Genomic DNA, 13,704 nt, shown 5'->3' on the forward strand with positions numbered 1-13,704 from the left:
CATGTTTCTTCATGTATCTTCACCTCCCTGTTGGACTTGGGCCGAGCTTTGCTCGGCCTCTTTTTTTGTCAAATTGCCTGCCAGATCCGCTAACCGTGCACGCAAAAAGGCAGTTTCCGCCTCATTTCCCGACAAATCGATCGCCCGCGCATAGGCTTGCGCCGCTTTTTTCAGACGACCGGTGCGCGATAGCAGTGCAGCATGCGCGGCGTGAAACGGCTGATACGTGGCAAGATCAACCGCCAGAGCCTCGACTTGAGCAAGCGCCGCCTCGGGTGCGCCGACCTCGGCCAGCGCCACGGCGCGATTCAGGCGCACCACGGGCGTCGGCTCGAACCGCAAGAGAGAGTCATAGAGCAAGAGCACCTGCGCCCGATCGACCGGGTCGCCCATATGCAGCGCGGCGATGGCAGCCTTGATCTGGAACGGCCCCGGCGCGCGCCGGGTCAGCGCCTGTTCGATCAGCGCCTCACCTTCGTCTATCAGCCCTCGGTCCCACAAGCTACGATCCTGCGCGTCCAGCGGCACCAGCGTGCCCGCATCAAGCCGCGCAGCGCGGCGCGCATCGGTCAGCAGCAGCAGTGCCAGAAGCCCTTGTACCTCGGGCTCGCTGGGGCGCTGCTCATTCAGCATCCTGGCCAGAAAGATCGCCTCGGCGCACAGGTCCACACGGTCCGGCCCACGACCAGCAGTGACCGCGTAGCCTTCATTGAAAATCAGATAGATAACCGTCAACACGGACTCAAGCCGCGCCGCCCAATCCGCGGGCCCCGGCACCACGAAGGGAATCCCGGCCCGCGCGATCTTGGCCTTGGTGCGGCTAAGACGCTGACCCATCGCCGTCTCACTGTCCAGAAACGCACGGGCGATCTCGACCGTCGTCAACCCGCCCAGCGTGCGCAGGGTCAGCGCGACACGGCTCTTGGGGTCCAGTGCCGGGTGGCAGCAGGTGAAGATAAGGCGCAGGCGTTCGTCGGGTATCTCGGGCGTCTCGGCGCTGCTGAACTCTTCGGCGAGCAGCGCCACTGTCGGCGATGCCGCCCCGGCGCGCTGCGCGCGGCGCAAACGGTCCAGCGCCTTGCGCCGCGCCACGGTGAGCAGCCAGGCGCGGGGCTGATCGGGCACGCCAGACCGGCCCCAATGCAGAAGCGCCGCTTCCGTCGCGTCGGACAAGGCGTCTTCTGCTAGATCAAAGTCGCGGAACCCGGCGATGAGGGCGGCCAACAGCCGCCCCCGATCTTCCGCCAGCACCCGTGCCAGCGCCTCTTTGCTCATTCAAAAACGATCAGCGGCCGCACTTCGATGGCACCCACCTGCGCCGAGGGGATCTGCGCCGCCCAGGCCAGCGCGGAGTCCAGATCCGGGCAATCGAAGATATAGTAACCGCCAAGTTGCTCTTTGGTGTCGGCAAAGGGGCCGTCCATTGTCTCGGTCCGTCCGCCGCGCACGCGCAGCGTGGTGGCCGTCGCGGGCGGGTGCAGCGCGTCCCCGGCGACCAGCACACCGGCCTCGACGGCGCGGCGGTTCAGGTCAAAATAGGCCTCGTTCATCGACGCGCCCGATTGCGGCTCCTGAGCGGGATCATAATAGATGAGGGCGATGTATTTCATCGTGGTCTCCTGCGTTGGGGTCAGTGTCGCTGCAACAGATCAACCGGGCAAGCCGTCTGCCTGCTGCCGACACCCCAAGGACGCTTGAGCGGGCAGGTTTTCGACAGCTGCGCGAAAATTTTTCGCAGGCGGCCCGTGTGGCCTTTCCCTCATCCCCCCATGCTTCTAAAAGACGCCGCAACCGCCAAGCCCGGGGGACGGAATGCTCGAACCTGAAATCACCGCTGAACTGATCGCTGCGCACGGTCTGAAACCAGACGAGTACGAGCGCATCCTCGAGATCATTGGCCGCGTGCCCAGCTTCACCGAGCTGGGGATCTTCAGCGCGATGTGGAACGAGCATTGCTCGTACAAATCGTCGAAGAAGTGGCTACGCACCCTGCCGACCACCGGCCCGCAAGTCATCTGCGGCCCCGGTGAGAACGCCGGTGTGGTCGATATCGGCGACGGTCAGGCGCTGATCTTCAAGATGGAGAGCCACAACCACCCGTCCTATATCGAGCCCCACCAAGGGGCGGCGACGGGCGTCGGCGGCATTTTGCGCGACGTCTTCACCATGGGCGCGCGCCCGGTGGCGGCGATGAACGCGCTGAGCTTCGGGCTGCCCTCGCATCCCAAGACAGCCCATATCGTCAAGGGTGTGGTCGAGGGTATCGGCAGCTATGGCAACTGCTTTGGCGTGCCCAACGTCGGCGGCGAAGTGCGCTTCCACGCCAGCTATAACGGCAACTGTCTGGTCAACGCCTTCGCGGCGGGTCTGGCGGACACCGACAAGATTTTCTACTCGGCGGCCTCGGGCGTCGGCATGCCCGTGGTCTACCTTGGTGCCAAGACCGGACGCGACGGGGTTGGCGGCGCGACCATGGCCTCGGCCGAGTTCGATGACACGATCGAGGACAAGCGCCCCACGGTGCAGGTCGGTGACCCGTTCACCGAAAAGCGCCTGATGGAAGCGACGCTTGAGCTGATGCAGACCGGTGCGGTGATCTCCATTCAGGACATGGGCGCGGCGGGTCTGACCTGCTCGGCGGTCGAGATGGGCGACAAGGGCGGACTGGGCATCAAGCTGCAGCTCGATGATGTGCCGCAGCGCGAAACAAACATGACCGCCTATGAGATGATGCTGTCGGAAAGCCAGGAGCGCATGCTCATGGTCCTGCACCCCGAGAAAGAGGCCGTCGCCCGCGCCGTGTTCGAGAAATGGGATCTCGATTTCGCCATCGTCGGTGAAACCATCCCCGAGGATCGCTTCCTGATCCTGCACGGCAATGACATCAAGGCTGACCTGCCGCTGTCCAAGCTGTCCTCGGAAGCGCCGGAATACGACCGTCCGTGGGTTGCGACCCCCGCCGCAGCGGACATGGAGCCGGTGCCGCAGGTTGATCCAATCGACGCGCTCAAGGCGCTGATCGGCAGCCCGAACTATGCCCATAAATCATGGGTATGGGAGCAATACGACCACATGGTCATGGGCGATACGGTCCGCGTCCCGGGTCTGGGCGCGGGCGTGATCCGCGTCCACGGCACGCCCAAAGCCATCGCCTTCACCAGCGATGTGACCCCGCGCTACGTCAAGGCGAACCCGGTTGAGGGCGGCAAGCAAGCCGTCGCCGAGGCGTATCGCAACCTGACCGCCTGCGGGGCCCTGCCCCTTGCCACCACCGACAACCTGAACTTCGGCAACCCCGAAAAGCCCGAGATCATGGGTCAGATGGTCGGTGCGATCCAGGGGATCGGCGAGGCCGTCGCGGCGCTGGACATGCCCATCGTGTCGGGCAACGTCTCACTCTACAACGAGACCGACGGCACCGGCATCCTGCCAACGCCAACGATTGGTGCGGTCGGCCTGCTCAACTCGCTTGATGAGCTGATCGCGGGCCAACCTTCGGCTGGCGATTTCGCCATCGTCATCGGCGCGACCGCTGGCCATCTGGGCCAATCCGCCCTGCTGGCCGAAGTCTTCCACCGCGAAGACGGCGACGCGCCGCACGTGGATCTGGTGGCCGAGCGCCGCAACGGCGAGTTCCTGCGCGCCAACCGCGCGCTGATCAAAGCCGCGACCGATCTGGCCGATGGCGGTCTGGCGCTTGCCGCCTTCGAGATGGCCGAAGCTGCGGGCATGGGCGTCTCTCTGGATGAAAGCGACAGCGCGTTCCTGTTTGGCGAGGATCAGGCGCGCTATCTGGTCGCCTGCCGCTTCGATCAGGCCGAGGCGCTGATGGTTGCCGCCTCCGCTGCCGGTGTGCCGATGAACACGGTCGGCAAATTCGGTGGTGACACGGTGTCGATGGGCGCATCCTCGGCCCCGCTGGCCGAGCTGTCTGCGCGCTATCGCTCGGCCTTCGAAGAGGCGATCGCCTGAGGCCGCTGCCCGAGCTCAAAGCCCGGTGCAGCGCCTGCACGGCGCTGTGCTGCATGGCTCTGCCCTTCGACAAGGGCGACGAGTTTGCGCTCGACAAACCTGCGCTGCACCCCTGCGTGCACCTTGACAGGCATCGCTGCCAGATCCACGACCGGCTTGACGCGTCAGGCTTTTCCGGCTGCCGGGGCTATGATTGCCTCGGTGCCGGGCAGCGCCTGATGGCCGAGGTGTTTCCGGGTCAGGACTGGCGGCAGGACGCGACGCTGCGCCGCCCGATGGCCGACGGCTTCGCCGTCCTGCGCCGCATTCACGCAGGGCTGGAGCTATTGCTGGCCACGCAAAAGTTGACGCTGCCCGAGGAATTGGCGCAAGAACGCGCCGCCCTCATCGACGCCTATCACCCCGCAACCGGCTGGACGCTCGCAACCTTGCAAAGCTTTGACGCACAAGGCCTGCCGCGCCGCTTTTCAGCGTTCATGGCGGCACTCAGGCCCTACGTCTGAGCCGCCGCCCCTTGCACCGCGCGGCCCTGCGATTTACATCAAGCTCAGGATCAAGGAGACCCCCAAACATGGCCATCTCGGCGACCGAACTCGAAACCCTGCTGCGCGAGTCCTTCCCCGCAGCAAAGATCACCATTACCGACCTTGCTGGCGATGGTAATCATTATGCGGCCGAAGTGATCGACGCCAGCTTTGCAGGCAAGAACCGAGTGCAGCAACAGCGCGACGTCTATGCCGCCCTCAAAGGCAAGATGGACGGCGCGCAGGGCGACCTGCACGCGCTTGCCCTGACCACCAAAGCCCCCGACTGAACCGGACCACCGCTGTGCGCCCCAGAATCGAACTGTCAAACTGGGCCAGCGCGATGATCATCGCGGCGGCAGCGGTCGTGCTTGGCGTCATCTCGTACCGGCGCGGGCCCGAGCCTGACGCCGGAACCGCGATCACCGCCATGGCCTTCATCTTTCACGCCGTCATTCTGGGCGCGCTGGTGATGATGGCGCTGCGGTTCTCGTCACTGGTTGAAGGGCGCGGTGCGCTCAAGATTGTGACGGTTCTGGCGCTGGGACTTGGAATTCTGTCGTGCCTGGGCCTTCTCGTGCGCGATTTCGGGATTATCTGACGTAGCAAATACCAGCCAGCCCGACCGGGCGGCGATGACAAAGGGACCAGCGATGAGCGCTCAGGACACGATCCGCCAGACCGTCGAAGCCAATGACGTGGTGCTTTTCATGAAAGGCACCAAGACCATGCCGCAATGCGGCTTTTCCAGCCGCGTGGCCGGCGTGCTGAACTTCATGGGCATCGAGTATGCCGACGTGAACGTGCTGGCCGATGCCGAAATCCGTCAAGGGATCAAGGACTTCTCGGACTGGCCGACCATTCCGCAGCTCTACGTCAAGGGCGAGTTTGTGGGTGGCTGCGACATCATCACCGAGATGACCCTTTCGGGCGAGCTGGACCAGTTGTTCGAAGCCAAAGGCGTCGCCTATGACAAGGACGCCGCCGAGAAAATCCGCGAAGCCAACGCCTGATCGCAGGGTCGCTTCGTCACAAAGGCCGGTGCCATGCGCACCGGCCTTTTTTCATGCGCCGACGGATTTTTGTGAACCTTTTGACGGCTCACCCGACCTATGGCTATCAACGCCACAGGTAACCGCCATGTCCCTGCTCTTCGCCGTCCAGCTCCTCGCGCTCGTGATCGCCACCGCCACCCTGCGGGCCGCCGTGCTGCGAAGCCGCGCAATCAGCGCGCGCCGCCTTGCCGCGTTAGAGGCTTTTGCCGAAGGGCGCGGTCTGGCAGGCTATACTGGCCGCGGCTTGGCCTGACCGGCTTGACGCCGTGGATCTTCATTTGCGCAAGGTGGTTTCATGACCGACGCCCTCCCCGTCTTGTTGTTCATCGCTGCGGTCATGATCGGCGTCGGCGTCCTGATCTGGCGCAGCCAGCAGATCGAAAAGCGTCGCCGGGCCGAGTATCAGGCCTTTGCCGACAGACGCGGCCTCGCCTATGCGCTGAGCAAGGCACGCGGCGGCCCGACCATCATCCAGTTCACCGATCGCGCGCGTGGCCTGACGCTGACCGTCACCCGCGCCTATAGCAAATCCTCGAACGGCAAGAGCCGGACAACGCCGGGTAACACCAAGATCCAGCTGGCCGACCCGCGCCTGCCCGGCGGCATCGCGCTTTATGCGCCCGAGATGGCGGCAGGTGTCGCGACCGCAGCGAGCAAGGTTATGGGGATCTTTGACAATTCACTGTCCAAGATGCTGTTGGGCAAACTGCTGGGCGATGACATCGGCGCCTATCTGGGCGAGATGCACGACCATCCCGCACCCGAGGGTATCGCCCTGACGATCATGGCAACCGTCAACCCGAACCCGTTGTTCGACGCCCGGTTGATCGAGCATGCCCTGTCAGAAATCCCCACCGCCCGCAACGCCGAGCGCAAGTCCATGGTGCTGATCACCGAAAGCGGTCTGCAGATCCGCGCCGGGCGCGACTTCCGAGAGGTGGCCGAGATCGAGCGCTTCCTCGACATCGCCCAGACCCTGCAGGCCGGGCTGCGCCGCTGACGCGGCTCAGCCCCGGGTTTCGAACTGCTCGGCCAGATACTCGGCACGCGCCGCCAGATCCGACATCCGCTCAACCGTGCCGGCCGGGATCGCCGGGGCTGCGGTTTGTTGCGGCAGCGCGCGCAGGCGCTCGACCTCGGCCCGCGCCGCGCCCAGTTCGGCTTCCAGCTGCTTGACCCGGTCTTCGGCCCCTGCGGTCTTGTCGGCAAGCATCAGGCCGGACATCAGCAGCATCTTGGACTCGGGCAAACGGCCGATCTGGCCAATCAGCGTGGTGGCTTCGGCATCCAGCATCGCCGCTGCCGAGCGCAGGTAATGTTCTTCACCCGGCGAGCAGGCGACCTCGAAGTTCTTGCCACCGATCGAGACTGTTTCCGTGGGCATACATGCCTCCTGTTCAGCGCGCGTCAGCCGCGATCAGCGGCTTCAACTCGGCAAGGATTTCTTCCATCTCGGCCATCTCGGCCCGGCGCTCGGCCTGCAGCGCTTCCAGCTCGGCCGAGATCGACCGGTTGATCAGCGTCGCATCCGGGAACGCCTCGATCTGCGCATCGCGCAGGCTGGCGTTTGAGTCGATCAGCTTCGAATTGGCCCGTTTCAGCCGCAGCATCTCAAGGCTTTGCAGATCGAGCTGCTCGGTCAGCCGCGCCAGACGGCGCTCAAGCTGCGCAATCGTGGTTTCCTGACGCTGCTTGACCTGATGCACCCGCTCGCTCAGCTGGGCGTTGGCGGCGCGCTCTTTTTCAAGCGCCTCGCGCAGGCTGGCGATGGTCGCCGCCTGCTCGGGGTCAGGGGCGGCTTCCGCCCGCGCACCCAAGCCAAAGACCGAAGGCTTGGCTGATTTCGCCGGTGCCCTCTCCAACTGCTGCGAGATCCGCTCGAGCGCGGCCGACAGCCTGCGTTCCACCGGGGCCAGATCGCTCATCTTACACTCCTCGACTGTGCCCGTCCTCGCGACGCGAATCATGCGCGCATACCCGGAGGGTCATTTTGTTTGTAAGAATACGTTGAAAATCCGCCCTTTCCAACCGATCCGCCGCCGATGCCGCGCCAGTACGCTTGAACTCGATCCGAACCCTGCTATGACGCCCGATAACACCCCCTTTTTATGAGGAACGCTGTCTTGGATATCGCCACGCTCCGCGCCCAGAACCCCGACCACTGGCGTCTCGCCACCGCCATCCGCGTTTTGGCGATGGATGCCGTCGCCGCCGCCAATTCGGGCCATTCCGGCATGCCAATGGGCATGGCTGATGTCGCGACGGTGTTGTTCCAGAACCACCTCAAGTTCGACGCTTCGGCCCCCGAATGGGCAGACCGCGATCGGTTCATCCTGTCGGCGGGCCATGGCTCGATGCTGATCTACGCGCTGCTGCATCTGACCGGCTATGCCGACATGACGCTTGAGCAGATCAAGAACTTCCGCCAGTGGGGCGCAATCACCGCCGGTCACCCGGAATACGGTCATGTGAAGGGCGTCGAGACCACCACCGGCCCGCTCGGTCAGGGCATCGCCAACTCGGTCGGCTTCGCCATGGCCGAAGAGCATCTGCGCGCCCGCTGGGGGGCCAAGATCCAGAGCCATTACACCTATGTCATCGCCGGGGACGGCTGCCTGATGGAAGGTGTCAGCCAGGAAGCCATCGGCATCGCCGGTCGCCAGAAGTTGTCCCGCCTGATCGTGCTGTGGGATGACAACGGCATCACCATCGACGGCAAGGTCTCGCTGTCGGACGTAACCGACCAGAAGGCGCGCTTTGCTGCCTCGGGCTGGGATGTGTTCGAATGCGACGGCCATGATCCGGCGGATATCGACCGCGCAATCACCGCCGCCAAAGCCTCGCCCCGCCCGGCGATGGTCGCCTGCAAGACGCATATCGCCATCGGCTCGTCCGCGCAGGACACCTCCAAGGGCCATGGCGCGCTGACCGACGCCAAGCTGATCGCCGACACCCGCGCCGCCTATGGCTGGGAGCATGGCGCCTTCGTCATCCCCGCCGAGATCAAGACCGAATGGGAAGCCATCGGTGCCAAGGGCCGCGCAGCCCGCACCGAATGGGAGGCACAGATTGCCGCCCTCACCCCGGCCAAACGCGCCGAGTTCGAGCGGATCTTCGCCCGTGAGATCCCTGCCCGTCTGGCCGCCGCGATCCGCAAGGTCAAGAAAACCGCCGTCGACGAGCCCAAGAAAATGGCCTCGCGCTCGGCCTCTGAAGTGGCGCTCAAGGCGATCAACCCGATCGTCACCGACACCTTCGGCGGCTCGGCGGATCTGACCGGCTCGAACAACACCAAGACCGCCGATCTGGGCGCTTTCGACATCGACAGCCGCAAGGGCCGCTACATGTACTGGGGCATCCGCGAGCACGGCATGTCCTCGGCGATGAACGGCATGGCGCTACACGGCGGCGTGCGCCCCTACTCGGGCACCTTCATGGCCTTCACCGACTACGCCCGCCCGGCCATGCGTCTGAGCGCGCTGATGGGCATTCCGGTGACCTATGTCATGACCCATGACTCCATCGGTCTGGGTGAAGACGGCCCGACCCACCAGCCGGTCGAGCATCTGGCGATCAGCCGTGCCACGCCCAACACGCTGGTGTTCCGCCCCGCCGATCTGGTGGAAACCGCCGAAGCCTGGGAAGTCGCGCTGCAGCAGAAGACCACGCCTTCGGTGATCTCGCTCAGCCGTCAGAACCTGGCACCTGCGCGCACCACGCACACTGCCAAGAACCTTGTCGCCCAAGGTGGCTATGTGCTCGCTGACTCGGAAGGCAAGCGTCAGGCGATCCTGATCGCCACCGGCTCCGAGGTCGAGATTGCGCTCAAAGCCCGCGAGATGCTGCAGGCCGAAGGCATCGGCACCCGCGTCGTCTCGCTGCCCTGCATGGAGCTGTTCGCGCAGGCCGACGAGTCCTACCGCAAGCGTGTCCTGCCCGCTGGCCCCGTGCGCATCGGCGTCGAGGCAGGCGTGCGCGCCGGTGGCTGGGATCGCTGGCTGCTGGGCGAGCGCGCCAAGAAATCCGATTTCGTCGGCATGACCGGCTTTGGTGCCTCGGCCCCGGCCGAGCGGCTCTATCAGGAATTCGGCATCACCGCCGAGGCGATCGTGGCCAAGGTCAAAGCCCTGCTCTGACCCCCACGCCCCTGCAAATGCACAACGCCGCCCCAACCCGGGGCGGCGTTTGTCATTCACCGTGTCGCAAAGACTCAAAGAAGCTGACAGCCGCCGAGGCTTACAGAAAACTGCGCTCGTCCAGGGCCTTGGCAATCTCGGCGCGTACCAGCTTGCGCACCTGCGCGGTGATCCGTTCGCCCAGTTGCCCATGCAGTTCCTCGCGCACGATCTGCGCAATCATCGCCCGCAGAGCGTCCTCGTCAAGGATACCCTCTTCAAGACCTGCTTCTTCCCTGTCGGAAAGATCTGGCTGGATGCTCACCGCCTCTGTCGCCACCGGATCGGCCTCGGCTTCGGTCTCGACTGCAGGCTCGGCCGGTTTTGCCGGTGCATTCGCAACGGAACCGACAGCAGAAACGGAGTCATCGGCCCGCGCGACCTCATCGGCGCGGTGCACAAAGCTCAACCGGCCGTACAGTTCGGTGACATTCGACGCTTTCGGAGTCTCGTCGACCGAGTCGCTCTCCCAGCTCCCACCGGTGGCCGATACAGCCGCTTCAAGTTCGGCGATGGTGGCTTCAAGCTTGCCGAAATCTGGGACCGGCAGGTCATGATCCGACGTCGGCTCATCCTCGTCCTGATCGTCGGCTTTCGCGCCCAGCGTCAGGACCAGCGGCGGTGCCGTGATCCGCTGGGCCTCTGTCAGCACAAGACGCCCGGTGTCGCCGCGTGGCGCACCTTCTTGCGCGACCAGACGGCGGATCGACGTCAGAACGTCTTCAATCTCGCGATTGGTCATTGCGTCCGACATGCCTGCACCCCTGCTCATTTTGGGATCAAGGATACCCAAGGATGGCGACGTTAACAACCTTGCATCACATCGCCCGCCAACAGGCGCTCAGCGGTAGCGATCCATGATGCGATCCAGCGCCTGACCTTGGGTCGAGGGCGTGACCCGCGCCGGGCCTTGCCGCATGGTGCTGGAATAGGCGCTGACGTCATAGGTCGGGATGCCAAGGTTCAGCGCGGTGACGGTCAGCTGGCCCATCGAGTTGAGCAAGGCATAGGCCGCCAGTTGCACATTGGCCGCCGCCAGAATGCGCGACGAACGGGCGTCGAGCAGCTCCTGCTCGGCGTCCAGCACGTCCAGCGTGGTGCGCGACCCCAGTTCCGCCTCGGCGCTTACGGCGTCATAGGCGGATTGCGCGGCGCGGATCTGCTGATCGCCGGCCAGCAAAGTGGCCCGCGCGACGCTGAGCCGCGCCCAGTTCGACGCGACCGATTGCTGCACGGTTGCAACCGTCTGATGCAATGAGGCGCGCTGCGCTTCGGTCCCGGCAAGCGCCTGACGCTCAACAGAACTCAGACGCCCGGCCGTGAACAGCGGCACCTGGTAGCTGAGCGATGCACTCACCGAATTAGAGTTGCTCGACGGCCCCTGCGTTCCCGTCAGTCCGGCGGACAGTGAGCCCGACACCTCACCCAGCCGCTGAAGACGGGCGACTTCCATGCCGATTTCCGACGACGCAACAAGATGCTGCGCCTGGGTGATCGCCGGGTGATTGCGGCGTGCCAGATCCTGCGCCGCCTCCAGCGACGACGGCAACTGAGGCAGCCGCGGCGGGGCCGAGATCGACGCGGGGTAGGCCCCGACGGCGAAATTGTACTGTTCACGCGCGATGGCAACGTCACCCTCGGCCGCAGCCAGCGCCGAGCGCGAGGCGGCGAGGCGGGCTTCGGCCAGCGCCACATCGGTACGCGTGGAATCGCCCAGCTCAAACCGTTCGCGCGCTGCGCGCAGCTGTTCGTTGATGACCGAGACGTTGTTGCGCTGCAATTGCACCGTTTGAAGCTGGTTATACAGGCCCAGATAGGCCTGCACCGCCCCCAGAATAACGTTCTGCTCGATGCCGACCAGCGCGGCGCGCGTCGCCAGAACGCTCTCGCGCGTCATGTCCAGACTGCGGCGGTTGCGGCCAAAGTCGATCAGCGTCATCGATGCGGTCAGACCCGCGTTGATGCTGGAATCGGTCAGGCCAGTCGTACCGGCGGTTGCCGTTACCGCGAAATTGACCACCGGATAGAGCGCGGCGATGGCTTGCTGCACGTCTTCATCCGCGGCCCGCAGAAGGGCACGGTTCTGTTCCAACAGGTTCGATGAGCGATACGCCCCGACCATGGCATCGGCGAGCGTGTCGGCGTTTACCATCAGCGGCGTCGCCAGACCGGCCACCAGCGCAATCCCGGCCACCGCCGAGCGAATCCGTGTCAGTACGCTCATCGCGCCCTCCAAATCTGGTTTCGGCACGCGCCCGCCGGGCGTGGGCCCTGCGCGCCGCCCGCAGGGGCGGCACACCGCCTCAGAGCGCGAAAGCGCGCGTCGCGGCAAAGCCTTCCAGGATCGGCGCCGTTGCGTTGAACGAGTCGCGCCAGCGGATCACTCCGCCATGCTTGACCCCGACACGCACCGTGCCCAAGGCTGCTTCCATGAAAATGGCTGCAACCCGGCCGCCGTCTTTCAGTTGATCGACCAGGGCGGCAGGGAACACTTCGACCCCACCCTGCACGACAATCGCGTCATAAGGCCCGTGAGCCGCCGCACCCGCCGTCGCCACGCCGCGCTCGACAACCACATTCGTGGCACCGATGGATTGCAGCGATGCTTCGGCGTCATCGGCCAGCGACGAATCGGCTTCAAGCGCGACAACCGCCTGCGCCAGATGCGCGATGACCGCCGACGAATAGCCCGTCCCCGCGGCCACATCGAGCACCAGTTCGTCTTGCTTGATATCCAGCGTGTCGAGCATTTTCGCCAACGTGCGCGGGTCGAGCAAAACGCGGCCCGCGCCCAGCTGGATATTCTCGCCGACATAGGCGGCTTCGCTCAGCGTTCCGGGCACGAAGCGCTCGCGCGGAATGGCCAGCATGGCCTGAATGATGGTCAGCTTGGTGACGTCCGACGGGCGCACCTGAGTGTCGACCATCATCGTCCTGCGGGTGGCAAAATCGGGCATGGATCAGGCTCCGTCTGGATCTCTGCGCCCCTCTTGCCACAGGGGCCGGGAGCTTGGCAATGCTGCCCCCTGTCACAGGCGAACTGGGGGGCCATTATGTGGCTTGATGACACGCAGGCCGAGGGGGTTCAAGCGCAATGTTCAGTTTCGACTGAACATTGCGCCCTGCCCGCGTGTCTGCTCAGGATTCAGGCGGAACCGTCAGACCGCGCTGGACAGCCGGGCGCGCCAGAAAACGCTCCAGCCAGCCCGGAACGTTGCGCAAGGCATCCCATCCCACGAGTGATTTCGCATCATAGAAACCGATTACCGCGTTGACCCACGGAGCGACGGCGATATCGGCGATCGAGTATTCCCCGACAATCCAGTCGCGCCCGTCAAGCTGCTGGTCCAGCACCTTGAGCAGCCGTTCACTTTCGGCGCGATAACGTTCGAACGGGCGCTTGTCCTCGATATCCTTGCCGGCAAATTTGTGGAAAAAGCCCAGCTGGCCGAACATCGGACCGGCCCCGCCCATCTGCCACATCAGCCATTGCACCGCCTGCCAGCGCAGCGCGGGGTCTTGCGGCAGCAGTTTGCCGGTTTTCTCGGCCAGATACATCAGGATCGCCCCGCTCTCGAACAGCGCGAGCGGCTGACCGTCCGGCCCGTTCGGGTCAAGGATCGCGGGGATCTTGTTGTTGGGGTTCAGCGCCAGAAACTCGGGCGTCATCTGGTCGTTGTCGGCGAAACTGATGCGATGGCCTTCATAGGGCAGCTCCAGTTCTTCCAGCGCGACGCCGATCTTGACGCCATTCGGCGTCGGCAGCGAATAAAGCTGCAGGCGATCGGGATGTTGGGCGGGCCAGCGGCGGGTGACGGGGTGGTCGGCGAGTGTCGGCATGAGTGCTCCGGGTGAAAAGGTCAGACAACGGGCTGGTCAAAATACAACTTGATAAGCCGGCATTTGCAGGCATGACTCATAGGTCTAATCGAGGTAAACGCCGCAGCGACCCGCTTCAAGATGCAGGGCAAAGGTGAA

Annotated in this window: 16 protein-coding genes; 8 read left to right on the forward strand and 8 right to left on the reverse strand. The window is 64.6% G+C overall.

Annotation, left to right across the window (positions count from 1 at the left end):
- Positions 1 to 9 precede the first annotated feature (9 nt).
- Together EAE28_RS17510 and EAE28_RS17515 are read right to left on the reverse strand one after the other, a co-directional pair.
- Positions 10 to 1,275: an RNA polymerase sigma factor gene (locus EAE28_RS17510; RefSeq protein WP_127108667.1), complete on the reverse strand. Its 1,266-nt coding sequence runs from the start codon at positions 1,273 to 1,275 to the stop codon at positions 10 to 12.
- Positions 1,272 to 1,610, reverse strand: coding sequence for a YciI family protein (locus EAE28_RS17515; RefSeq protein ID WP_127108669.1), 339 nt, complete (start codon positions 1,608 to 1,610; stop codon positions 1,272 to 1,274). The genes EAE28_RS17510 and EAE28_RS17515 overlap by 4 nt, the downstream gene beginning before the upstream one ends.
- A 202-nt stretch (positions 1,611 to 1,812) precedes the next feature.
- Here EAE28_RS17515 and purL point away from each other — a divergent pair, with 202 nt between their 5' ends.
- The 7 genes from purL (at position 1,813) to EAE28_RS17545 (ending at position 6,551) form a co-directional block, all read left to right on the forward strand.
- Positions 1,813 to 3,972 (forward strand): phosphoribosylformylglycinamidine synthase subunit PurL, encoded by a 2,160-nt coding sequence (purL, locus tag EAE28_RS17520; protein WP_127108671.1) that lies wholly within the window; start codon positions 1,813 to 1,815, stop codon positions 3,970 to 3,972.
- A 53-nt stretch (positions 3,973 to 4,025) separates the two neighbouring features.
- The gene (locus tag EAE28_RS17525) at positions 4,026 to 4,475 is read left to right on the forward strand and encodes a hypothetical protein (protein WP_127108673.1); all 450 of its coding nucleotides are present in this window, start codon (positions 4,026 to 4,028) and stop codon (positions 4,473 to 4,475) included.
- A 68-nt stretch (positions 4,476 to 4,543) separates the two neighbouring features.
- Positions 4,544 to 4,786 (forward strand): BolA/IbaG family iron-sulfur metabolism protein, encoded by a 243-nt coding sequence (locus EAE28_RS17530; protein ID WP_127108675.1) that lies wholly within the window; start codon positions 4,544 to 4,546, stop codon positions 4,784 to 4,786.
- Positions 4,787 to 4,800: 14 nt separating this feature from the next.
- On the forward strand, positions 4,801 to 5,097 hold the full coding sequence (locus EAE28_RS17535) for a hypothetical protein (RefSeq protein WP_127108677.1): 297 nt from the start codon (positions 4,801 to 4,803) through the stop codon (positions 5,095 to 5,097).
- 52 nt (positions 5,098 to 5,149) lie between these two features.
- The gene (grxD, locus tag EAE28_RS17540) at positions 5,150 to 5,509 is read left to right on the forward strand and encodes a Grx4 family monothiol glutaredoxin (RefSeq protein ID WP_127108679.1); all 360 of its coding nucleotides are present in this window, start codon (positions 5,150 to 5,152) and stop codon (positions 5,507 to 5,509) included.
- A 127-nt stretch (positions 5,510 to 5,636) separates the two neighbouring features.
- The gene (locus EAE28_RS23835; RefSeq protein ID WP_164736691.1) at positions 5,637 to 5,804 is read left to right on the forward strand and encodes a hypothetical protein; all 168 of its coding nucleotides are present in this window, start codon (positions 5,637 to 5,639) and stop codon (positions 5,802 to 5,804) included.
- A 42-nt stretch (positions 5,805 to 5,846) separates the two neighbouring features.
- On the forward strand, positions 5,847 to 6,551 hold the full coding sequence (locus EAE28_RS17545) for a hypothetical protein (protein WP_127108681.1): 705 nt from the start codon (positions 5,847 to 5,849) through the stop codon (positions 6,549 to 6,551).
- A 6-nt stretch (positions 6,552 to 6,557) separates the two neighbouring features.
- Here EAE28_RS17545 and EAE28_RS17550 read toward each other — a convergent pair whose 3' ends face one another.
- Positions 6,558 to 6,935 (reverse strand): cell division protein ZapA, encoded by a 378-nt coding sequence (locus EAE28_RS17550; protein ID WP_127108683.1) that lies wholly within the window; start codon positions 6,933 to 6,935, stop codon positions 6,558 to 6,560.
- 13 nt (positions 6,936 to 6,948) lie between these two features.
- The gene (locus EAE28_RS17555; protein ID WP_127108685.1) at positions 6,949 to 7,476 is read right to left on the reverse strand and encodes a hypothetical protein; all 528 of its coding nucleotides are present in this window, start codon (positions 7,474 to 7,476) and stop codon (positions 6,949 to 6,951) included.
- 198 nt (positions 7,477 to 7,674) lie between these two features.
- Here EAE28_RS17555 and tkt point away from each other — a divergent pair, with 198 nt between their 5' ends.
- Positions 7,675 to 9,687 (forward strand): transketolase, encoded by a 2,013-nt coding sequence (gene tkt, locus EAE28_RS17560; RefSeq protein ID WP_127108830.1) that lies wholly within the window; start codon positions 7,675 to 7,677, stop codon positions 9,685 to 9,687.
- 100 nt (positions 9,688 to 9,787) lie between these two features.
- On the opposite strand, the gene EAE28_RS17565 is transcribed toward tkt, so the two are convergent.
- From EAE28_RS17565 to EAE28_RS17580, 4 genes are all read right to left on the reverse strand, one after another.
- The gene (locus EAE28_RS17565) at positions 9,788 to 10,480 is read right to left on the reverse strand and encodes a hypothetical protein (RefSeq protein ID WP_127108687.1); all 693 of its coding nucleotides are present in this window, start codon (positions 10,478 to 10,480) and stop codon (positions 9,788 to 9,790) included.
- Positions 10,481 to 10,567: 87 nt separating this feature from the next.
- Complete coding sequence (locus tag EAE28_RS17570; protein ID WP_127108689.1) at positions 10,568 to 11,950, reverse strand: TolC family outer membrane protein; 1,383 nt, start codon at positions 11,948 to 11,950, stop codon at positions 10,568 to 10,570.
- Between the two features lie 79 nt (positions 11,951 to 12,029).
- The gene (locus tag EAE28_RS17575) at positions 12,030 to 12,683 is read right to left on the reverse strand and encodes a protein-L-isoaspartate O-methyltransferase family protein (RefSeq protein WP_127108691.1); all 654 of its coding nucleotides are present in this window, start codon (positions 12,681 to 12,683) and stop codon (positions 12,030 to 12,032) included.
- 181 nt (positions 12,684 to 12,864) lie between these two features.
- Positions 12,865 to 13,566 carry a glutathione S-transferase N-terminal domain-containing protein gene (locus EAE28_RS17580; RefSeq protein WP_127108693.1) on the reverse strand — a complete coding sequence of 234 codons (702 nt, stop codon included), beginning with the start codon at positions 13,564 to 13,566 and terminating at the stop codon, positions 12,865 to 12,867.
- Positions 13,567 to 13,704 lie beyond the last annotated feature (138 nt).

It is taken from the genome of Pararhodobacter zhoushanensis (assembly GCF_003990445.1).
Lineage (GTDB): Bacteria > Pseudomonadota > Alphaproteobacteria > Rhodobacterales > Rhodobacteraceae > Pararhodobacter > Pararhodobacter zhoushanensis.

Excerpts from the sequence above, each read along its gene's own strand:
- EAE28_RS17580 (WP_127108693.1), bottom strand. The coding sequence starts at position 13,566 with ATGCCGACACTCGCCGACCACCCCGTCACCCGCCGCTGGCCCGCCCAA.
- EAE28_RS17545 (WP_127108681.1), top strand. The coding sequence starts at position 5,847 with ATGACCGACGCCCTCCCCGTCTTGTTGTTCATCGCTGCGGTCATGATC.
- EAE28_RS17510 (WP_127108667.1), bottom strand. The coding sequence starts at position 1,275 with ATGAGCAAAGAGGCGCTGGCACGGGTGCTGGCGGAAGATCGGGGGCGG.
- EAE28_RS17550 (WP_127108683.1), bottom strand. The coding sequence starts at position 6,935 with ATGCCCACGGAAACAGTCTCGATCGGTGGCAAGAACTTCGAGGTCGCC.
- purL (WP_127108671.1), top strand. The coding sequence starts at position 1,813 with ATGCTCGAACCTGAAATCACCGCTGAACTGATCGCTGCGCACGGTCTG.
- EAE28_RS17570 (WP_127108689.1), bottom strand. The coding sequence starts at position 11,950 with ATGAGCGTACTGACACGGATTCGCTCGGCGGTGGCCGGGATTGCGCTG.
- EAE28_RS17530 (WP_127108675.1), top strand. The coding sequence starts at position 4,544 with ATGGCCATCTCGGCGACCGAACTCGAAACCCTGCTGCGCGAGTCCTTC.
- grxD (WP_127108679.1), top strand. The coding sequence starts at position 5,150 with ATGAGCGCTCAGGACACGATCCGCCAGACCGTCGAAGCCAATGACGTG.
- EAE28_RS17515 (WP_127108669.1), bottom strand. The coding sequence starts at position 1,610 with ATGAAATACATCGCCCTCATCTATTATGATCCCGCTCAGGAGCCGCAA.
- EAE28_RS17555 (WP_127108685.1), bottom strand. The coding sequence starts at position 7,476 with ATGAGCGATCTGGCCCCGGTGGAACGCAGGCTGTCGGCCGCGCTCGAG.
- EAE28_RS17525 (WP_127108673.1), top strand. The coding sequence starts at position 4,026 with ATGGCTCTGCCCTTCGACAAGGGCGACGAGTTTGCGCTCGACAAACCT.
- EAE28_RS17565 (WP_127108687.1), bottom strand. The coding sequence starts at position 10,480 with ATGTCGGACGCAATGACCAATCGCGAGATTGAAGACGTTCTGACGTCG.
- EAE28_RS23835 (WP_164736691.1), top strand. The coding sequence starts at position 5,637 with ATGTCCCTGCTCTTCGCCGTCCAGCTCCTCGCGCTCGTGATCGCCACC.
- EAE28_RS17575 (WP_127108691.1), bottom strand. The coding sequence starts at position 12,683 with ATGCCCGATTTTGCCACCCGCAGGACGATGATGGTCGACACTCAGGTG.